This is a genomic window from Klebsiella sp. 1SOBk10mer, from assembly GCF_046602535.1.
GTDB classification, from domain to species: Bacteria; Pseudomonadota; Gammaproteobacteria; order Enterobacterales; family Enterobacteriaceae; genus Klebsiella; species Klebsiella quasipneumoniae.
This window is the reverse complement of the sequence record NZ_JBKIUP010000012.1, coordinates 70,937-92,012: the sequence shown is the minus strand read 5'-3', so window position 1 is coordinate 92,012 and position 21,076 is coordinate 70,937. Positions and strand designations below refer to the sequence as shown.

Annotated in this window: 18 protein-coding genes; 9 read left to right on the top strand and 9 right to left on the bottom strand. The window is 55.4% G+C overall.

What is annotated here, in order from left to right; translation table 11 throughout:
* Positions 1 to 72 precede the first annotated feature (72 nt).
* Positions 73 to 1,446 (top strand): oxygen-independent coproporphyrinogen III oxidase, encoded by a 1,374-nt coding sequence (gene hemN / locus ACLH1I_RS22795; RefSeq protein ID WP_043521875.1) that lies wholly within the window; start codon positions 73 to 75, stop codon positions 1,444 to 1,446.
* A gap of 35 nt (positions 1,447 to 1,481) precedes the next feature.
* Here hemN and ACLH1I_RS22790 read toward each other — a convergent pair whose 3' ends face one another.
* The 4 genes from ACLH1I_RS22790 to glnA form a co-directional block, all read right to left on the bottom strand.
* Entirely contained in the window at positions 1,482 to 1,592 is a 111-nt protein-coding gene (locus tag ACLH1I_RS22790; protein WP_004152951.1) for a YshB family small membrane protein, read from the bottom strand.
* 110 nt (positions 1,593 to 1,702) lie between these two features.
* A complete protein-coding gene (glnG, locus tag ACLH1I_RS22785; protein ID WP_002882749.1) occupies positions 1,703 to 3,112 on the bottom strand; it encodes a nitrogen regulation protein NR(I) in 1,410 nt (469 codons plus the stop codon).
* An 8-nt stretch (positions 3,113 to 3,120) separates the two neighbouring features.
* Positions 3,121 to 4,170, bottom strand: coding sequence for a nitrogen regulation protein NR(II) (gene glnL / locus ACLH1I_RS22780; RefSeq protein WP_004203621.1), 1,050 nt, complete (start codon positions 4,168 to 4,170; stop codon positions 3,121 to 3,123).
* A gap of 188 nt (positions 4,171 to 4,358) precedes the next feature.
* Positions 4,359 to 5,768, bottom strand: coding sequence for a glutamate--ammonia ligase (glnA, locus tag ACLH1I_RS22775; protein ID WP_004203622.1), 1,410 nt, complete (start codon positions 5,766 to 5,768; stop codon positions 4,359 to 4,361).
* Between the two features lie 378 nt (positions 5,769 to 6,146).
* Here glnA and typA point away from each other — a divergent pair, with 378 nt between their 5' ends.
* The 8 genes from typA (at position 6,147) to fabY (ending at position 14,243) form a co-directional block, all read left to right on the top strand.
* The gene (typA, locus tag ACLH1I_RS22770) at positions 6,147 to 7,970 is read left to right on the top strand and encodes a ribosome-dependent GTPase TypA (RefSeq protein ID WP_002882755.1); all 1,824 of its coding nucleotides are present in this window, start codon (positions 6,147 to 6,149) and stop codon (positions 7,968 to 7,970) included.
* Positions 7,971 to 8,169: 199 nt separating this feature from the next.
* Positions 8,170 to 8,880: a GntR family transcriptional regulator gene (locus ACLH1I_RS22765; RefSeq protein ID WP_151629347.1), complete on the top strand. Its 711-nt coding sequence runs from the start codon at positions 8,170 to 8,172 to the stop codon at positions 8,878 to 8,880.
* A 7-nt stretch (positions 8,881 to 8,887) separates the two neighbouring features.
* Entirely contained in the window at positions 8,888 to 9,868 is a 981-nt protein-coding gene (locus ACLH1I_RS22760) for a sugar phosphate isomerase/epimerase family protein (protein WP_151629345.1), read from the top strand.
* Between the two features lie 100 nt (positions 9,869 to 9,968).
* The gene (locus ACLH1I_RS22755) at positions 9,969 to 11,231 is read left to right on the top strand and encodes an MFS transporter (protein ID WP_151629343.1); all 1,263 of its coding nucleotides are present in this window, start codon (positions 9,969 to 9,971) and stop codon (positions 11,229 to 11,231) included.
* A gap of 138 nt (positions 11,232 to 11,369) precedes the next feature.
* Positions 11,370 to 11,969, top strand: coding sequence for a glucose-1-phosphatase (gene yihX, locus ACLH1I_RS22750; RefSeq protein WP_017899838.1), 600 nt, complete (start codon positions 11,370 to 11,372; stop codon positions 11,967 to 11,969).
* Positions 11,963 to 12,823: a virulence factor BrkB family protein gene (locus tag ACLH1I_RS22745; protein ID WP_004203625.1), complete on the top strand. Its 861-nt coding sequence runs from the start codon at positions 11,963 to 11,965 to the stop codon at positions 12,821 to 12,823. Before yihX ends, ACLH1I_RS22745 begins: the two co-directional genes overlap by 7 nt.
* On the top strand, positions 12,820 to 13,257 hold the full coding sequence (gene dtd / locus ACLH1I_RS22740; protein WP_004203627.1) for a D-aminoacyl-tRNA deacylase: 438 nt from the start codon (positions 12,820 to 12,822) through the stop codon (positions 13,255 to 13,257). Before ACLH1I_RS22745 ends, dtd begins: the two co-directional genes overlap by 4 nt.
* Positions 13,258 to 13,301: 44 nt before the next feature.
* A complete protein-coding gene (gene fabY, locus ACLH1I_RS22735; protein WP_025999202.1) occupies positions 13,302 to 14,243 on the top strand; it encodes a fatty acid biosynthesis protein FabY in 942 nt (313 codons plus the stop codon).
* A gap of 11 nt (positions 14,244 to 14,254) precedes the next feature.
* Here the strand turns inward: fabY and ACLH1I_RS22730 are convergent, their stop codons facing one another.
* From ACLH1I_RS22730 to fdnG, 5 genes are all read right to left on the bottom strand, one after another.
* The gene (locus ACLH1I_RS22730; RefSeq protein WP_151629341.1) at positions 14,255 to 15,172 is read right to left on the bottom strand and encodes an alpha/beta hydrolase; all 918 of its coding nucleotides are present in this window, start codon (positions 15,170 to 15,172) and stop codon (positions 14,255 to 14,257) included.
* Between the two features lie 324 nt (positions 15,173 to 15,496).
* Positions 15,497 to 16,426, bottom strand: a complete 930-nt coding sequence (gene fdhE / locus ACLH1I_RS22725; protein ID WP_004203631.1) for a formate dehydrogenase accessory protein FdhE — start codon at positions 16,424 to 16,426, stop codon at positions 15,497 to 15,499.
* The gene (gene fdoI, locus ACLH1I_RS22720) at positions 16,423 to 17,058 is read right to left on the bottom strand and encodes a formate dehydrogenase cytochrome b556 subunit (protein ID WP_004203632.1); all 636 of its coding nucleotides are present in this window, start codon (positions 17,056 to 17,058) and stop codon (positions 16,423 to 16,425) included. Before fdoI ends, fdhE begins: the two co-directional genes overlap by 4 nt.
* Positions 17,055 to 17,957 (bottom strand): formate dehydrogenase subunit beta, encoded by a 903-nt coding sequence (gene fdxH / locus ACLH1I_RS22715; RefSeq protein WP_002882822.1) that lies wholly within the window; start codon positions 17,955 to 17,957, stop codon positions 17,055 to 17,057. Before fdxH ends, fdoI begins: the two co-directional genes overlap by 4 nt.
* A 12-nt stretch (positions 17,958 to 17,969) precedes the next feature.
* On the bottom strand, positions 17,970 to 21,020 hold the full coding sequence (gene fdnG / locus ACLH1I_RS22710) for a formate dehydrogenase-N subunit alpha (RefSeq protein ID WP_106479130.1): 3,051 nt from the start codon (positions 21,018 to 21,020) through the stop codon (positions 17,970 to 17,972).
* Positions 21,021 to 21,076: the final 56 nt, after the last annotated feature.

Here is a 21,076-nt window from a genome sequence, read left to right as displayed (position 1 = left end):
CCGGCTCATGACCCGCGGTGCGGTGGGGCCGGGACGGCGTACCCGTCGGCGGCACCATCGGAAGGAGTGAGCATGTCTGAGCAGATAATCGACTGGGATCTGGCCCTGATCCAGAAATATAACTATTCCGGGCCGCGCTATACCTCGTATCCCACCGCGCTGGAGTTTTCACCACAATTCGGCGCGGCGGAATTCGATGCCGCTGTGGCCCGTTACCCACAGCGTCCCCTGTCGCTGTACGTGCATATCCCGTTTTGCCATAAGCTGTGTTATTTCTGCGGCTGCAATAAGATCGTCACCCGCCAGCAGCATAAGGCCGATCAGTATCTCGATCTCCTTGAACAGGAGATCATCCACCGTGCGCCGCTGTTTGCCAACCGTCAGGTTAAGCAACTGCATTGGGGAGGCGGCACGCCGACCTATCTCAACAAGGCGCAAATCAGTCGCCTGATGGATCTGTTGCGTACCCATTTTCATTTTAACGCCGAAGCCGAGATCTCCATCGAGGTCGATCCGCGTGAAATCGAGCTGGATGTCCTCGATCATTTACGCGCTGAGGGATTCAACCGCCTGAGTATGGGCGTGCAGGACTTTAATAAAGAGGTTCAGCGTCTGGTTAACCGCGAACAGGACGAAGCGTTCATCTTTGATTTGCTCCGTCATGCGCGGGAGATTGGATTTACCTCGACCAATATCGACCTCATCTACGGCCTGCCGAAACAAACGCCGGAGAGCTTTGCCTTTACCCTGCAAAAGGTCGCCGAGCTCAATCCTGACCGCCTGAGCGTGTTTAACTACGCGCATCTGCCCACGCTCTTTGCCGCACAGCGCAAAATTAAAGATGCCGATCTGCCCTCCGCTGAACAGAAGCTGGAGATCCTCCAGGAGACCATCGGCTCGCTGACGGCGGCAGGCTATCAGTTCATCGGCATGGACCACTTCGCGCGTCCTGATGATGAATTAGCGGTCGCGCAACGTCACGGCGTACTGCATCGCAATTTCCAGGGCTACACCACTCAGGGCGATACCGATTTGCTGGGGATGGGCGTGTCCGCGATCAGCATGATTGGCGACAGCTACGCCCAGAACCAAAAAGAGCTAAAGCAGTACTACCAGCAGGTGGCAGAGCAAGGGAACGCCCTGTGGCGCGGGATCGCGTTAACCCGGGACGACTGTCTGCGTCGCGACGTAATTAAGGCGTTGATCTGTAACTTCCGTCTGGATATTGATGCAGTCGAAGCGCAGTGGGCCGTGGATTTTCAGTCTTATTTTGCTGAGGACCTGAAACTGCTGGCGCCGCTGGCGCATGACGGGCTGGTGGTGGTGGAGAGTAAGGCTATCCAGGTAACGGCGAAAGGCCGCCTGCTGATCCGCAACATCTGTATGTGCTTTGATGCCTATCTGCGGCAAAAGGCTCGGATGCAGCAGTTCTCAAGGGTGATTTAATGTTTTCCCCCTCTCCCGCAGGAGAGGGGGAACAATTAGCTGAACAGCCCGACCAGCGCAGCGCACAGAACGGCAGCGACTGCCGTTTGTGGTGTGTGACTCGCAGCGGCGCCGCTCGATATCATACTCACCAGTGATTCAAACATGATGCTCTCCCCTAATGCCGGGCACGATCATACTCAACTCATCGGAACAGTAAAGTACAAAATAGCAGCACTTTGCGCTGATCGGCTATTTTTCATCACGCCGTTTAACCCTACTCCATACCCAACTCTTTTAGCTTACGCGTCAGGGTATTACGACCCCATCCCAGCAGGCGCGCAGCCTCCTGTTTATGTCCCTGAGTATGACGCAGGGCGGTCGTCAGCAGCGTGCGTTCCATTTCGGGTTGCGCTTCTGAAAGCAAGTTTTGATGACCGGAACGCAGCGCCCGATCGGCCCACTGACCCAACAGTGTCGCCCAGCTGTCTGGCTGCATCTGCGTCGGGCTATCAGGAATGGTGGTCTCAAACAGTTCGCTCGGCAGATCCTGCGTCAGCACCTCCTGGCCGGCGGCCATGACGGTGAGCCAGCGACAGGTGTTTTCCAGCTGGCGAACGTTGCCCGGCCACGCCAGGCGGGTCAGCGCTGTCTCCGTTTCCGGATGCAGCTGTTTGGCTTCAACACCTAGCTCGCGGGCGGCAATCTGCAGAAAATGGCGGGCCAGACGTGGAATATCTTCCCGACGCTCGCGCAGCGGCGGCAAATGCACCCGGATCACGTTCAGGCGGTGGAATAAATCTTCACGGAATTTCCCCTCCTGCACCCGCTGCTCCAGATTCTGATGGGTGGCGGCGATGATCCGCACATCGACCTTCACCGGCGCGTAGCCGCCCACGCGATAAAACTGGCCATCCGCCAGAACGCGCAGCAGGCGAGTCTGGACATCCAGCGGCATATCGCCAATTTCATCCAGGAACAGCGTACCGCCGTCAGCCTGTTCAAAGCGACCCTGACGGACGGTATTGGCGCCGGTAAAGGCCCCTTTTTCATGCCCAAACAGTTCCGATTCGATCAGGTCCTTGGGGATCGCCGCCATATTCAGCGCGATAAATGGCGCTTTTGAGCGCGGGCTATGACGATGCAGGGCATGAGCGACAAGCTCTTTACCGGTACCGGATTCGCCATTGATCAGCACGCTGATGGATGAGCGCGACAGACGGCCAATAATGCGAAAGACATCCTGCATGGCCGGCGCCTCGCCAATGATATCGGCGGTGGGGCTGCTTATCGGCGCATTTCGCGGCTGCTGCTGCTCCTGATAGTGGCTAATCGCCCGGTCGACGAGGGCGACGGCTTCATCGATATCAAAAGGTTTGGGCAGATAATCAAACGCGCCTTGTTGATAAGCGCTGACCGCGGCGTCCAGATCGGAATGCGCGGTCATTATGATGACCGGAAGCATCGGATGACGCTGCTTAATCTGTTTGAGCAGCGCCAGACCATCCATTCCCGGCATACGGATATCTGACAGCAGTACATCCGGGGTTTTGGTGGTGAGGGCATCTAGCACCTCATTGCCGCTTTCGAACGTTGTGCAGCTCAAGCCGGCTCCGGTGAGCGCGCGTTCAAGCACCCAGCGGATGGAGCTATCGTCATCAACGATCCAGGCTATCCCTCGTTGCATAAACACCTCTACTTCCGAATAGGCAGGTATACCGAAAATTCGGTATGACCCGGCCAGCTGGTGAATTCAATTTTGCCGGAGTGCTGATCGATAAGGCTGCGGGCGATAGATAAGCCCAGGCCAGTACCGCCTTCGCGGCCGCTGACCATCGGATAAAACAAAGTATCCTGGAGCTGGGGCGGAATACCCGGGCCATTATCTTCGACGTCAATACGGGCGGCGAGGCGATAACGCACCCCGTGCAGCGTCAGCTGGAAAGCGGTCCGGGTGCGGAGAACAATTTCGCCCCCTTCCGGCCCCAGCGCCTGCAGCGCATTACGGACGATGTTCAGCAACACCTGTTCAATTTGATCCGGGTCGTGGGGGAGCTCCGGCAGGCTGGGGTCGTAATCACGGATCAACTTCACGTTGTCCGGCAACTCCATCGAGACCAGTTTCACTACCCGTTCGGCGACCTTGTGGATGCTTTCGGTAACGTGCATGCCCGGATGCTGTGGGCCGAGCAGGCGATCGACCAGATTTCTCAGCCGGTCGGCCTGCTCGATGATCACTTTGGTATATTCCGTTAGCGCCGGGTCGGGCAGGGCTTTGCTGAGCAGCTGTGCCGCGCCGCGCAGGCCGCCTAACGGGTTTTTAATCTCGTGCGCCAGGCCGCGGACCAGATCGCGGGCGGCGACCTGCTGCGCGTGCTGCAGTTGCTCCTGGCTCAGGCGGCGCTGGTTATCCATCGGCGCCATTTCCAGCAGAATAAAGCCTTCCGGCAGCCGCTGGGCGGTCAGCGACAGGATATGCGAGCGGCCATCGATAACCAGCGTCACTTCGTTATCGGTAAAACCCTGGCCCGCCTGCAGACTCTCCTGCATCAGCCCAATATTTAATGAGAAATAGCTCAACAGCTCAGGTAACGGGGTGCCAAACAGCTTGCGCGAACTCTGCGCCAGCAACTGCTGCGCCGCAGGGTTGGCAAAGTGCACCGCCAGGTCATCATCGACCAGTAAGATACTGTTGATAAGAGAGTTGAGGATCTGCCCAGCATCGGGCAGTGTGCCTGTTGCCATTCGACAGTCTCCTGAAAAAGAGTGCACCAATTTAGTGCAGTATAGCTTTTTATCGGTAAAAAGCTCGCGAGATCAGCGTGTTGGTGGAGAAAAAAGCCCATCCTGAGATGGGCTGAAAGTTTCCACGGCAACAAAATATCCCGGGCATCCCGCGCCACAACACGACATACCCTGGATTTACAGCAAAATTAGACGCTGTAGTACAGTTCGAACTCAACCGGATGCGGAGTCATGCGTACGCGGTCGTTCTCTTCCAGACGCAGGGCGATGTAAGCATCGATAGCGTCATTGGTGAATACGCCGCCAGCCGTCAGGAACTCGCGGTCAGCATCCAGGGCCTGCAGGGCTTCTTCCAGAGAACCGGCAACCTGCGGGATCTCTTTCGCTTCTTCCGGCGGCAGGTCGTACAGGTTTTTGTCCATTGCTTCGCCCGGATGGATTTTGTTCTTGATACCATCGAGGCCAGCCATCAGCAGCGCCGCAAAGCACAGGTACGGGTTAGCAGCCGGGTCCGGGAAGCGCACTTCGATACGACGCGCTTTCGGAGAGGTCACCACCGGAATACGGATGGAGGCAGAGCGGTTACGGGCAGAGTAAGCCAGCATAACCGGCGCTTCGTAACCCGGGACCAGACGCTTGTAGGAGTTGGTGGTCGGGTTCGCCAGGGCGTTGATGGCTTTAGCGTGTTTGATTACGCCGCCGATGTAGAACAGCGCCTGCTCAGACAGACCTGCGTATTTGTCGCCGGAGAACAGGTTAGTCCCGTTTTTCGCCAGAGACATATGGCAGTGCATGCCGGAGCCGTTGTCGCCGAACATTGGTTTCGGCATAAAGGTCGCGGTTTTACCAAAGCGGTGAGCGACGTTGTGAACAACGTATTTGTAAATCTGAATTTCGTCCGCTTTTTTGGTCATGGTGTTGAAACGGGTTGCCACTTCGTTCTGACCTGCGGTAGCCACTTCGTGGTGGTGAGCTTCAACAACCAGGCCCATCTCTTCCATGATCATACACATGGTGGAGCGGATATCCTGAGAAGAGTCTACTGGCGGAACCGGGAAGTAACCCCCTTTCACGCCCGGACGGTGACCTTTGTTACCGCCTTCGTATTTGGTGGAGGAGTTCCACGCACCTTCGATATCATCGATCGCGACATGGGAGCCGGAGATAGAGGCGCCGAAACGGATGTCGTCGAACAGGAAGAATTCTGGTTCTGGCCCGAACAGGACGGTGTCAGCGATGCCGGTAGCGCGCAGGTACTCTTCAGCGCGTTTCGCGATGGAGCGCGGGTCACGGTCATAGCCCTGCAGGGTGCCTGGCTCGAGGATATCGCAGCGGATGATCAGGGTCGGTTCTTCGTAGAACGGGTCAATGACCGCGGTGGAAGCGTCCGGCATCAGGACCATGTCAGATTCGTTGATACCTTTCCAGCCACCAATCGAGGAGCCATCAAACATTTTGCCTTCTTCGAAGAATTCGGCATTTACCTGATGAGACGGAATCGTGACGTGCTGTTCTTTACCTTTGGTATCGGTGAAGCGCAGATCGACAAACTTCACTTCGTGCTCGTTCAGCATCGTCAAAACGTGTTCAGCGGACATACTTAAACTCTCCCGGATTGGTCATTGTCGTCGTGGTAACGAAAACTTCATACTGCTTAAAAGTGGCGTTGTTGCCTTAAAAAATATAAAGCGAAATCTGTGCCAACTTTTAAATGCCCCATAAAACGCTGTATCATGCGCACCATAGTGCAAAAGGACTGCACCATGATGGAGATAATGCACCAAAATAGTGCCTCAGTGTGAACATTGAGCACCATTTTGGTGCAATTTTTGTTACGGTGCCCTTTTATCGCTCCGTGAAAGCGGTCACAAAGAAACTCTGCAATACTTGTTTGCGGAGGATGTTTGTGATCCTGTTCAGTCCTTCGCTTAATACGTGTACAATAACGCGCTATTTCTAATGCCTGAGGCAAAGTTGTGATCGAAAATCTGCGTAATATCGCCATCATCGCGCACGTTGACCATGGTAAAACTACCCTGGTTGACAAGCTGCTACAGCAATCCGGTACGTTCGACGCACGTACTGAAGCACAAGAACGTGTGATGGACTCCAACGATTTGGAGAAAGAGCGTGGGATTACCATCCTCGCGAAAAACACCGCAATCAAATGGAATGATTACCGTATCAACATCGTTGATACCCCTGGGCACGCCGACTTCGGAGGTGAAGTTGAGCGTGTTATGTCCATGGTTGACTCTGTGCTGCTGGTGGTAGATGCCTTTGATGGCCCGATGCCGCAAACGCGCTTCGTGACCAAAAAAGCTTTTGCCCACGGTCTGAAGCCGATCGTGGTCATCAACAAAGTTGACCGCCCGGGCGCGCGTCCGGACTGGGTTGTCGATCAGGTGTTCGATCTGTTCGTTAACCTCGACGCGACCGACGAACAGCTGGACTTCCCGATCGTTTACGCGTCCGCGCTGAACGGTATCGCGGGTCTGGACCACGAAGACATGGCTGACGACATGACCCCGCTGTACCAGGCGATTGTCGATCGCGTGCCGGCGCCGGACGTTGACCTTGACGGTCCGCTGCAGATGCAGATCTCCCAGCTGGACTACAACAACTACGTTGGCGTCATCGGCATCGGCCGCATCAAACGCGGTAAAGTGAAGCCGAACCAGCAGGTCACTATCATCGATAGCGAAGGCAAAACCCGTAACGGTAAAGTCGGTAAAGTACTGACCCACCTGGGTCTTGAGCGTATCGAGAGCGACGTAGCTGAAGCTGGCGACATCATCGCGATCACCGGTCTGGGCGAGCTGAACATCTCCGACACCATCTGCGACCCGCAGAATGTCGAAGCGCTGCCGGCCCTGTCCGTCGATGAACCGACCGTTTCCATGTTCTTCAACGTCAACACCTCTCCGTTCTGCGGTAAAGAAGGTAAGTTCGTTACCTCTCGCCAGATTCTGGACCGCCTGAACAAAGAGCTGGTGCACAACGTGGCGCTGCGCGTTGAAGAAACCGAAGACGCTGATGCGTTCCGCGTTTCCGGCCGTGGTGAACTGCACCTGTCCGTTCTGATTGAAAACATGCGTCGTGAAGGTTTCGAGATGGCGGTTTCCCGTCCGAAAGTTATCTTCCGTGAAATCGACGGCCGTAAACAAGAGCCGTTCGAGAACGTGACGCTGGACGTCGAAGAGCAGCACCAGGGTTCTGTTATGCAGGCGCTGGGCGAGCGTAAAGGCGACCTGAAAAACATGAATCCGGACGGAAAAGGCCGCGTACGTCTCGACTACGTGATCCCAAGCCGCGGTCTGATCGGCTTCCGTTCAGAGTTCATGACCATGACCTCCGGTACCGGTCTGCTGTACTCCACCTTCAGCCACTACGACGACGTTCGTCCGGGCGAAGTGGGCCAGCGTAACAACGGCGTGCTGATCTCCAACGGTCAGGGTAAAGCGGTAGCGTTCGCGCTGTTCGGTCTGCAGGATCGCGGTAAGTTGTTCCTCGGTCACGGTGCGGAAGTTTACGAAGGCCAGATCATCGGTATTCACAGCCGTTCTAACGACCTGACGGTAAACTGCCTGACCGGTAAAAAACTGACCAACATGCGTGCGTCCGGTACTGACGAAGCCACGGTTTTGGTTCCGCCGGTTAAGATGACCCTGGAGCAGGCTCTGGAGTTCATCGATGACGACGAACTGGTAGAAGTCACTCCGACCTCTATCCGTATCCGTAAACGTCACCTGACCGAGAACGACCGTAAACGCGCAATGCGCGGTGCAAAAGAAGAGTAATTCATTCTTCTTGCTGTTCGCTAAACCCCGCCTCTCCGGCGGGGTTTTTTTATGGGTGAGATCTGACAATCGCTGCGCTAACCCGGGGCCTCCAGGAGACCCTGGTCACATTTATACCTAAAGTTTGTCCGAGGAATTGCTTTCTTTTTTTGCAGAAGAGTAAGATGAGTCATCTGGTTTAAACCAAATGGATTAAACAATGACTGAAAATCTTTCTACTGTCGAAAATGCAAAAGAGAAACTGGATCTGTGGCTTAAGCAAGGGCTGACGGCTGCGGGTGGAAAACTGCCTTCAGAGAGAGAGCTTGGCGAACTGCTGGGGATCAAACGCATGACGCTGCGTCAGGCGCTGCTCAGCCTGGAAGCGGAATCGAGGATCTTTCGTAAAGACCGGAAAGGATGGTTTGTCGCGCAGCCGCGTTTTAACTACAGTCCTGAGCTCCCCGCGAGCTTTCAGCGGGCCGCCATTGAGCAGGGAAGAGAACCCTCGTGGGGCTTTATTGAAAAACAGCGAACCCGAGACTATCCCGACGCCGCTAAACCCCTGCTGGATGTCACTTCGTCTGATGATTTATATCTGGTCACCGGCTGGGGAGCGTTGGAAGGGCATAAAGTTTTCTACCACGAGACTTTTATCAACCCTAACGTCGCGCCAGATTTTATTGACCGGTTGAAGAACCAGTCTTTTTCCTCCGTCTGGGAGCGTGAATATCATAAGCCTGTGGTGATAAAAAAACTGGCTTTTAGACCCGTCAGAATGTCGGGCGATGTGAGCAAATTCATCGGTGGCTCTGCAGGTCTGCCGGCTATTCTGATAGAAAAACACCGTGCCGATAGTGCCGGCAATATTGTGCAAATAGATCTCGAATACTGGCGATTTGAGGCTGTGGATCTGTTTATTAATTTGTAGGTAATTTATGGTCACTAAAGATAACGCCGGGAAGATCCTTTCCCGTATTGATAATATACCACTCTACCTTCATGCTTATGCCTATCATTTGAATATGCGGCTTGAAAGTATTTTACCTAATGATTTACTGACCATTGCAGATAGTCTGCATTTAAAGGGGGTGAAAATACACGTTCTTGATGGTGAGCGTTATTCGCTGAGCAATATGAATGATGCCCAGTTAGCCGGGTTTGCTGACAAAGCGAAAGCGTTGCAGCTGGATATTCACATCGAAACCAGCGCCTCCGATAAACAGACCATCGATCAGGCCGCGACTATCGCTTTAAAAACAGGAGCGACTTCCGTTCGTTTTTATCCGCGTTATGAAGGCCATTTACATGACGTAATGGAAAAAATTTCATCAGATATTCAATACATTAAAAAGGCTTATAGCCATACCGGCCTGACCTTCACCCTTGAGCAACATGAAGATCTCAAAAGCGCTGAACTGGTGAATTTAATTAAACAAAGCGAGATGCCATCGCTATCGCTCCTTTTTGACTTCGCCAATATGATCAACGCTAATGAGCGACCGCTTGAGGCGTTAGCGTTGATGTCACCTTACATTACGCAGGTTCATATCAAAGACGCTTGTATTATTACTGAGAACGGTGGGCTTGGGCATCGGGCCTGTAATTCAGGCCAGGGCGATATGCCGTTTAAGGCGCTGCTGACGGAATTAATTTGTCTTGGTGATGATCATCCGCAGGTCATGGCATACGGTCTGGAAGAAGAAGTGGATTACTATGCCCCCCCGTTCCGTTTTGCCTCGGAGGGGGACAACCCGTGGATCCCCTGGCGACAAATGAGCGAAACCCCACTGCCAGACGCCGATCAGCTTGAAGCGCGACTGCTAAAAGAAAAAGAGGATGCGATAGCGCAGCTCCATTATGTCAAAGAGACGTTGCAGAGAATAAAAGACGAAGCGCTTACGGCGCTGACACACTAAATTTACTAATAATTCGTTATGCCGGGACATCATTTTTAATAAATGATGATGGTCTGTTATTTTCCTTAAACCAAATGATGTTCAATCATTAGGGGAACTTATGCTCACAAAAAAGAAATGGGCTATATTCAGTTTATTAACCCTGTGCGGTGGCACCATTTATAAACTGCCTTCTCTGAAAGATGCTTTTTATATTCCGATGCAGGACTATTTCCATCTGACTAATGGCCAGATAGGCAATGCCATGTCGGTGAACTCCGTGGTGACCACGATTGGTTTTTTCCTGTCAATTTACTTTGCCGATAAACTGCCTCGCCGCTACACCATGTCGCTATCGCTGATTGCGACAGGCTTGTTGGGGATCTATCTGACGACTATGCCAGGCTACTGGGGAATTCTCTTTGTTTGGGCTCTCTTTGGCGTTACCTGCGACATGATGAACTGGCCGGTGCTATTAAAGTCGGTAAGCCGGTTGGGCAACAGCGAACAGCAGGGGCGTTTGTTTGGTTTCTTTGAGACCGGGCGGGGGATTGTCGACACGATTATTGCTTTCTCTGCCCTGGCTATTTTCACCTGGTTTGGCAGCGGTTTGCTGGGGTTTAAAGCCGGGATCTGGTTCTACGCTCTGATCGTGATTGTTGTCGGGATCATGCTGTTTTTTATGCTGAAAGAAAAGGATGAGGATGCGCTTGAGAAAGCTACCGTCGAGAGCGCCACAGAGAAAAGTAGCATCTCTTCGGTCTTAAAAGATAAAACCATCTGGCTTATCGCGTTCAACGTCTTCTTTGTTTATGCGGTTTACTGTGGGCTCACTTTCTTTATTCCCTTCCTGAAAAATATCTACCTGTTGCCGGTGGCGCTGGTGGGCGCCTACGGCATCATTAACCAGTATTGTTTGAAAATGGTGGGTGGGCCGATTGGCGGCCTGATAGCCGATAAAATCCTCAAGTCGCCAAGCAAATATCTCTTCTATACCTTCTGTGCCAGCACCGTAGCCCTGGTGGCGTTAATATTGCTGCCCCACGAAAGCATGCCAGTCTACCTCGGCATGATCTGCACCCTGGGATTTGGCGCAATTGTGTTTACCCAGCGAGCGGTCTTCTTTGCCCCGATCGGTGAAGCCAACATCGCGGAGAACCGGACCGGCGCCGCCATGGCGCTGGGGAGTTTCGTTGGCTACGCACCGGCCATGTTCTGCTACAGCCTGTATGGCTACATTCTCGATCTCAACCCTGGTCTGACAGGCTACAAGATAGTCTTTGGCATCATGGCGTGCTTTGCGCTCTGTGGCGCGTTCGTTTCGGTCATGCTGGTTAAACGCATTCGCGGTGGCAGGAAAACGCTGCGCGCTGCGACAGAATAACCGCCAGCCTGATTCTGCTTATTCAAAGCCGCATTATGCGGCTTTGTTCGCGAGTGGCTTGTTGTTTCAGGTTTATGCATAGTCAAACCTCATCTTTCCCGCTAAAGTTAATTTTCCACGGCGCGGAAGGAGACGAAAATGCTCTATATCTTTGATTTAGGTAATGTGATTGTCGACATTGACTTCAACCGGGTATTGGGGGCCTGGAGCGATTTAACCCGCATCCCGCTGGCGACGCTGAAGCAGCATTTCACCATGGGAGAGGCTTTCCATCAGCATGAGCGCGGCGAGCTCAGCGATGAAGATTTTGCCGCCGCCATGTGCCATGAAATGAATATGTCCCTCAGCTATGAGCAGTTTGCTCACGGCTGGCAGGCGGTGTTTGTCGCGCTGCGTCCGGAAGTGATTGCGATCATGCAAAAACTGCGTGCCCAGGGCCATCGCGTGGTGGTGCTCTCCAATACCAATCGTCTTCACACCACGTTCTGGCCGGATGAATACCCGGAAGTGCGCGCTGCCGCCGATCGCATCTATCTGTCTCAGGAGATGGGAATGCGTAAGCCTGAAGCGCAAATTTATCAGCGAGTACTGGAAGAAGAGGGTTTTTCCGCCGCAGATACGGTCTTTTTTGATGATAACGTCGATAATATAGCAGGGGCTAACCGGTTGGGGATCACCAGTATTCTGGTGACCGGGAAGAAGACCATCCCTGACTATTTCGCGAAACAGCTATGCTAAGAACCGTTCATCAAAAATTACTCCACCATACCCGGCCGCTGCTGGCATGGCTTAAGCTGCTGTGGCGGCGTATTGATGAAGACCATATGACCACCCTGGCGGGGAACCTCGCCTATGTGTCATTACTGTCCCTGGTGCCGCTGATTGCCGTCGTGTTCGCGCTGTTTGCGGCCTTCCCCATGTTCTCCGAAGTCAGCGTGCAGATCCGCCATTTTATCTTCGCCAATTTTATTCCGGCGACCGGGGATGTGATCCAGGGATATATCGAGCAGTTCGTCGCCAATTCCAGCCGCATGACCGCCGTAGGCGCCTTTGGCCTGATCGTGACCTCGCTGCTGCTGATGTACTCGATCGACAGCGCGCTAAACACCATCTGGCGCAGCACGCGCAGCCGGCCCAAAGTTTACTCCTTTGCCGTTTACTGGATGATCCTGACCCTTGGCCCGCTGCTGGCGGGCGCCAGCCTGGCGATCAGTTCCTATCTGCTGTCGCTGCGCTGGGCAAGCGACCTGGACGGCGTAATTGATAATCTGCTCCGCCTTTTCCCGCTGATCCTCTCCTGGGCGGCATTCTGGCTGCTCTACAGTATTGTACCCACCACCCAGGTACGTAACCGCGACGCGGTGATCGGGGCGCTGGTGGCGGCGCTGCTGTTTGAGGCAGGTAAAAAAGCGTTTGCCCTCTATATCACCACCTTTCCGTCCTATCAGCTCATTTATGGCGTGATTTCGGTGGTGCCGATTTTGTTCGTCTGGGTGTACTGGACCTGGTGTATCGTCTTGCTTGGCGCTGAAATTACTGTCACTCTCGGTGAATACCGCAAACTTAAAACAGAAGAAACAGAACAACCATGATTGCATTAATTCAACGCGTATCCCGTGCAAGCGTTACCGTGGCGGACGAAGTGACGGGCGAAATTGGCCCGGGGCTTCTGGTGCTGCTGGGAGTCGAAAAAGACGATGATGAACAAAAAGCGAATCGCCTCTGCGAGCGCGTGCTGGGCTACCGCATCTTCAGCGATGCGGAGGGGAAAATGAACCTGAACGTTCAGCAGGCGGGCGGCAGCGTGCTGGTGGTTTCGCAATTTACGCTGGCGGCGGATACCGAGCGGGGAATGCGGCCAAGCTTCTCGAAAGGCGCCGCTCCTGACCGCGCTGAGGCGCTGTATGAGTATTTCGTCGCCCGCTGTCGCCAGCAGGAAATGAACACCCAGACCGGAAGATTCGCTGCGGATATGCAGGTTTCTTTGGTCAATGATGGTCCCGTGACCTTTTGGTTGCAAGTATGACCCAGCTTCCGGGCAGGCTGCGGGTAACAAAAGAGAGTACGACTATGTATCACCTTCGTGTACCGCAAACAGCAGAAGAGTTAGAGAGCTACTATCAGTTCCGCTGGGAGATGCTGCGTAAGCCGCTGCATCAGCCTAAGGGTTCGGAACGTGACGCCTGGGATGCGATGGCGCATCATCAGATGGTGGTGGATGAAGAGGGCAACCTGGTGGCTGTCGGCCGGCTATATATCAATGCAGAGAATGAAGCCTCCATTCGCTTTATGGCCGTTCATCCCTCGGTGCAGGATAAAGGGCTGGGTACGCTGATGGCGATGACCCTGGAGTCCGTCGCGCGTCAGGAAGGGGTTAAGCGGGTCACCTGTAGCGCTCGCGAAGATGCGGTGGAGTTTTTCGCCAAGCTCGGCTTTATCAATCAGGGGGAGATCACCACCCCGACCACCACGCCGATCCGTCATTTCCTGATGATTAAGCCGGTCGCATCGCTGGACGACATTCTCCACCGTGGCGACTGGTGCGCGCAACTACAGCAGGCGTGGTATCAGCATATCCCGCTGAGTGAAAAAATGGGCGTGCGCATCCAGCAGTACACCGGGCAGAAATTTATTACCACCATGCCGGAAGCGGGAAATCAGAATCCGCACCACACGCTGTTTGCCGGCAGTTTGTTCTCGCTCGCTACCTTAACCGGATGGGGGCTTATCTGGCTGATGCTGCGCGAGCGGCACCTGGGGGGCACCATCATTCTGGCGGATGCGCATATCCGCTACAGTCAGCCCATTAGCGGCCGCCCCAGCGCCATCGCCGACCTCGGTTCGCTGAGCGGCGATCTCGACCGTCTGGCGCGTGGGCGTAAAGCCCGCGTGCAAATGCAGGTGGAGCTTTTTGGCGACGATAAACAGGGCGCCGTTTTCGAGGGGATCTACATCGTGCTGCCGGCGAAGCCCTTTGGCTCTTACGAAGAGGGCGGCAACGAGGAAGAGTAAGCCGCGGGCGGTTATCGTCCTGGCGATGCTAAGCGCCAGGCGATATCCCGCATGGCATCTCGCGCGGCGCGGCTGATCCCACCCAGCTGAAAGAAGCCGTGGATCACCCCCAGATAGCGCTGACAGGAACTCTCCACCCCTTGCGCCATCAGCCTTCGATGCAGCGCTTCGCCCTCGTCGCGTAAAGGATCGAACTCCGCCGTCAGAATATGCACCGGCGGCAGACCGTGAAAATCGTCGCGCCAGAGTGGACTGGCATCCGGATGGTTCGCTGGCGTCGAGGCGAGGTACATTTCATAGCCGCTCAACAACGTGTCCCGGGTAATCACATAGTCAGCGCCGTTGCTGACGTAGCTCGCCATGCTGGCGGTGGGGTCGAGCATGGGATAAATCAGAATCAGTTGCGCGGGTTGCCACGCCGCATTCGCTTTCAGGCGCAGGGCCGTTACCAGAGCGAGGTGCCCGCCGGCGCTGTCGCCAGCCAGTGTGATGCGTGAGGCGTCAACGCCAAGCTGCTCCGCGTGCCGGTGGATGATCATGACACCTTGTTCTGCGTCATCGTGCGCCGCCGGAAAGGTATGCTCCGGCGCCAGGCGGTACTGCACGGCGATCACCCGGCAACCGCTGAACCAGGCTAGCTGGCGGAGCTGATTGTCGTGGGTGGCAAAGCCGCCGCTGACAAAACAGCCGCCGTGATAATACACAATGGTGGGTAGTAAGCCGTTGCTTTTTGGCGGCGAGACGACGCGCAAGGTCATGCCATCGAGCGCGATGTCTTCAACCTGCACCCGCGTTTCTGTTTCCCCTGCGAGAACGGCGCTGGCGAGATAGCCGTTTCTCCGGTCATCAATACTCTGTTCTCGCGATAATGGCCGCCCCGCAGCAATAAACTCCTCAACCAGCGAAGCAATCCCTTTTTCCAACGTCATGGCAAGTCCCTTTTACTGGGTTAATATCCAGTGTTATAGCCTGGTTATTGCGAAAAAGATATACCGAATAAAGCCGCGATCGCATTGTGGAAAGCGGCTCGCAGAAGCGTATTTCTCAGCAAAGATCTGCTTTTTCTTCGTTTTTATCAGGTGTAATTTGCTCGTTATCCGGTGCGCCGTAATACCTTGTCCTTCTGAACAGCACCCTAAAAGTTGAACAATATCTGGAGAAGCAGAAACGGGCTAAGGAGAGCATTTCCGGCGTGTTCACACCGTATGAATGATAACGAGCGACCTGAGTCGCCCGTTATAGGAGCGCAGAACTTATTCCCCTTCGCCGGGGAACATGAACGGGTTAATTGAGCTTCTGGCGAAGCCTTCCTGCTCCATGCGGGCGTCAAGCACCAGGGATGCCAAATCGTCGGCGACGGCTTCGACTTTCGGATCCTTCTCCTGATACATAATCTTCAGGTAAGTTCCGCAGTCGCCACAGCTTTCGGCTTTCACCGCAGCCTGCTCGTTGTCCAGCGACCAGTAGTGCAGATCGCGGCTCTGTTCGCAGTTGCTACATTTGACGCGTACCACGTGCCACTCGGTTTCGCACAGATTGCAGTGCAGATAGCGCAGCCCCTGAGTGGTGCCGATCTGCACGATGCTGGAGACCGGCATCGAGCCGCACACCGGGCAGAACTGGCGCTGTTCGCCGTATTCAGCGCGCGCTTTCCCCGGAATCAGGCTGGCCATCTGCGCCCAGTAGAGCGACAGCGCGGCCCAGATGAACGGCGCTTTATCGCTGCTGACCGAGGCGAAGTCGGAAGCAAACAGCGCGCTGGCCATCTGCTCCAGCTCCTGCTCAGAGGCTTTTTCCAGATTTTCAATGACCGCCAGCGCTGGGCCGCTCATCTCCGGCTTCAGCTCGGCAATCAGCGAGTGCAGCAGCTTGTGCCAGTGTTTGTCGCGCGGCAGGACGTGGATATCCAGCGGCGGCTTGCCCTGTTCGCTGGCCGCTTTAATACGGGCGGTGAGATCCATCTGCAGCGGATGGTCGTACAGCACCACTTCCTGGGCATGGGCGATCAGCGCGGCAAAGCGCAGGTAATCGCCCAGCGGGTTATTGGCGGCCAGCTCGCGCAGACGTTCAGCGCGGCGGTTATACAGATTTTTCAGCCTGGGGAACAGTAGCGGCGGAATTGCTTCCGCCGTGCGTTTCTCGCTCGAACCCAGCTCGTCTTGCGGGATTATGCGAATACTCATTCAGATGACTTTTCCTGTTTCTGGCGGACCTCTCGGTACCAGCGCGGGTGATGTTTCTTCGCCCACGTACTGGTGACCCAGCCTTCCACCATCGCGGTAATGGTGCCTTTCACCCAGAGGGCGGCGTAGATATGCACCATGATAACCACAATTAACGCCACTGCGGCAAATGAATGCAGCATCAGCGCAAATCGGATCACCGGGATTGAGAAAGCCGGCGCAAAATACGGACGCCAGATGATCACACCGCTCACCAGCAGCAGTACCAGGAAGATAATCGCCGCCCAGAATACGCATTTCTGGCCGAAATTATAGCGTCCGGTATCGCCCACCTCCTCGTTGACGACGATCTTACGAATATTCTTCGCCCAAAAGATATCATCCCGATTGATTAGGTTGTGGTGCCAGTAACGGAAAAACATGATGATGAACGACGCGAACATCACCACCCCGACGAACGGGTGGAGAATTCGCGCCAGCTGCGGCGTGCCGAGGATATGCATCAGCCAGTTAAAGGACGGGAAGAAAAAGCCTAACCCGCTTACCGCCGCCAGGATGAAGCAGAAGGCGGTGACCCAGTGGTTGATGCGTTCCGGCGCCGTGTAGCGCACGATGGTGTCACGTCTTTTCATTTGCGCACCTCGTCTTTCTCTTCATGCAGGTTGTCCTCTTCCTCTTCCGCGCGGTTCGGACCGACGCCGACGTAGTGGAAGATACTGGCTGCGAAGGTCGCGGCGAAGCCGACGGCCGCCAGCGGTTTCCAGATGCCTTTCCAGAACTTGACGGTCTGGCTGATCTCCGGGTTTTCCGGCAGGCCGTGGTACAGATTCGGCTTATCGGCATGGTGCAGCACGTACATGACGTGGGTACCGCCGACGCCGGCCGGATCGTACAGGCCCGCATTGTCGTAACCGCGGGTTTTCAGTTCAGCTACGCGCTCGCCGGCCAGCGTTTTCATATCCTCTTTGGAGCCAAAGTGGATGGCGCCGGTCGGGCAGGTTTTCACGCAGGCCGGTTCCTGGCCGACGGTGACGCGGTCTACGCACAGGGTACATTTGTAGACGCGGTTGTCTTCCGGGTTCAGACGCGGCACATCGAAAGGACAGCCGGCGATACAGTAACCGCAGCCGATGCACTGCTCGGACTGGAAATCGACGATACCGTTGGCGTACTGAATGATCGCGCCTTCTGACGGGCAGGCCTTCAGGCAGCCCGGGTCAGCGCAATGCATGCAGCCATCCTTGCGGATGAGCCATTCAAGCTTGTCGTTTTGCTCCACTTCCGAGAAGCGCATCACCGTCCATGACTTGGCGGTCAGGTCCGCCGGGTTGTCATACACCCCAACGTTGTGACCGACTTCATCACGAATATCGTTCCATTCGGAGCAGGCCACCTGACAGGCTTTGCAGCCGATACAGGTGGTGACGTCGATAAGCTTCGCCACCTCCTGCTGGTGGTCCCGCGCCTGAGGCGCGGGGGTGAAACCGTTAGTCGCGGAACGACGAATAATATCTTGCGATTGATAAGCCATAAGTCGTCTCCGTTACACCTTTTCCACGTTCACGAGGAAAGCTTTGAACTCCGGCGTCTGCGTGTTCGCATCACCGACGAACGGCGTCAGGGTATTGGCTATAAAGCCTTTTTTCGCCACGCCCTCATAGCCCCAGTGAATAGGAATGCCGATGGTATCGATATCCTTACCGTCAACTTTTAGCGTGCGAATACGTTTGGTCACCACCGCCTTGGCCTTGATGTAGCCGCGGTTGGAGGAGACCTTGACGGTATCGCCATGGCTGATGCCAAGCTTATTCGCCAGTTTTTCACCGATCTCCACAAACTGCTCCGGCTGCGCGATGGCGTTAAGCAGCGCGTGCTTGGTCCAGTAGTGGAAGTGTTCGGTCAGGCGGTAAGTGGTGCCGACGTACGGGAATTTCTCCGCTTTGCCCATCTGCTCGAGATCGCCTTTGAAGACGCGAGCGGCCGGGTTAGAGACCACGTTCGGGTGCAGCGGGTTAGTCCCGAGCGGCGTTTCAAACGGCTCGTAGTGTTCCGGGAACGGTCCTTCCGCCATCTTATCGATAGCGAACAGACGGCCCATCCCTTCCGGCTGCATGATAAACGGACCGACGTCGCTGCCAGGCGCGGCGGCGCTGTAGTCCGGAATATCCACGCCGCCCCATTTCGCGCCGTCCCACTTCAGCAACTGACGTTTAGGATCCCACGGTTTACCCTGTGGGTCCGCGGAGGCGCGGTTATACAGGATGCGGCGGTTGAGCGGCCATGCCCAGGCCCAGCCCAGCGTATTGCCCAGACCGGACGGATCGGCGTTATCGCGGCGCGCCATCTGGTTGCCTTCCGGTGTCCAGCTTCCGGCGAAGATCCAGCAGCCGCTGGAGGTCGTGCCGTCGTCGCGTAGCTGTGCGAAGGAGCTCAGCTGCTGCCCTTTCTTGACGATCACCGCGCCGGTCGCCGGGTCGGTAATATCCGCCAGCGCTTTACCGTTGCTTTCCATCGCCACTTCTTCCGACGCCGGCTCATGCGGTGTGGAGTAATTCCACGTCATGTTGAGCACTGGCTCTGGCGCCGGGCCACCCTCTTCGGCATACATCTTACGCAGGCGAGTGAAGATACCGGCGAGGATTTCGCCATCGGTGACAGCGATCCCCGGGGCGTCCGCGCCTTTCCAGTGCCACTGCAGCCAGCGGCCGGAGTTGACGATAGACCCGTTCTCTTCGGCGAAGCAGGTGGACGGCAGACGGAACACTTCGGTCTGGATTTTCGACGGGTCAACATCGTTCGACTCACCGTGGTTTTGCCAGAAGGTGGACGTTTCGGTATTGAGCGGGTCGATGGTCACGAGGAACTTCAGCTTCGACAGGGAAGCGACGACCTTGTTTTTGTTCGGGAACGAGGCGACCGGGTTAAAGCCCTGGCAAATATAGCCATTCACTTTGCCCTGATTCATCATCTCGAAGTACTGCAGAACGTCGTAGCTCTTATCCCACTTCGGCAGCCAGTCAAAGCCCCAGCTGTTTTCTGCTGTCGCTTTATCGCCGAAGAAGGCTTTCATCATGGAGACAAAGAACTTCGGATAGTTGCCCCAGTAGTTGACCTGGTCTTTCAGCAGCGGCTTCGGCGTGTTAGCCGTCAGGTAGGTCTGCAGGTCGGCCTGTTTTTCGTTCGGCAGCGACATGTAGCCTGGCAGGCTGGTGGAGAGCAGGCCGAGGTCGGTCAGACCCTGGATATTGGAGTGGCCGCGCAGGGCGTTGACGCCGCCGCCCGCCATCCCCATGTTGCCCAGCAGCAGCTGGATCATCGCCATGGTGCGGATGTTCTGCGCGCCGATGGAGTGCTGGGTCCAGCCGAGAGCGTACAGGAACGACGCGGTCTTATCCGGCGCGCTGGTTTCAGCAATGTATTCACAGACTTTGAGGAAGTCGGCCTTCGGCGTACCACAGATGTTTTCGACCACATCCGGGGTATAACGGGAAACGTGCTGCTTCAGCAGGTTCCAGACGCAGCGCGGATGCTGCAGCGTAGTATCGCGTTTGGCGAAGCCGTTTTCGTCCAGCTCATAGTTCCAGCTGGTTTTGTCGTACTGGCGTTTTTCTGCGTTATAGCCGCTGAACAGCCCGTCGTCGAAGCTGTAGTCCTCACGCACGATCAGGCTGGCGTTGGTGTAGGCTTCGGTGTATTCGCGGTTGAATTTTTCGTTATTCAGCAGATACAGGATCACGCCCGACAGGAAGGTAATGTCGGTACCGGAACGAATCGGGGTATAGAAATCAGCCACCGACGCTGTACGCGTGAAGCGCGGATCGATAACGATGAGTTTGGCACCGTTATGGATTTTGGCTTCCATCGCCCAGCGGAATCCCACCGGATGCGCTTCAGCGGCGTTACCGCCCATCACTACGATCAGGTTGGCGTTCTTAATATCCACCCAGTGGTTGGTCATCGCACCGCGACCAAATGTTGGAGCAAGACTTGCTACCGTTGGTCCGTGTCAGACACGCGCCTGGTTATCCACCGCCAGCATCCCGAGGGCGCGGGTGAATTTTTGCGTTAAATAGCCGGTTTCGTTACTGGAGGCGGAGGCGCACAGCATCCCGGTGGTCAACCAGCGGTTGACGGTGATGCCAGCGTCGTTTTGCGCGATAAAGTTGGCGTCGCGGTCCTCTTTCATCAGCTTGGCGATGCGATCGAACGCTTCGTCCCAGCTGATTTGCTGCCATTTATCGGAGCCTGGCGCGCGATATTCCGGGAATTTCAGGCGGCTTTCAGAATGGATAAAGTCCACCAGACCAGCCCCTTTCGGACAGAGCGCACCACGGTTGACCGGATGATCCGGATCGCCTTCGATATGGAAAATGGATGCTTTGGCGTTTTTCGCGCCGTCGCCGAGGCTATACATCAACAGCCCACAGCCGACAGAACAGTATGTGCAGGTGTTACGGGTTTCGCGCGTGCGCAGCAATTTGTACTGCCGTGTCTCCGCGAGCGCAGTCGCCGGGGCAAAGCCCAGCGCTGCTGCCGTGGTTCCCGCCATACCGCCAGCGCAGATCTTAAAGAACTGCCTTCTGCTGACCTGCATGGTTCGCTCCTTGTTTCGACATTGTCACATGTAGTTATTTGCTTTGCGGTGAGAGC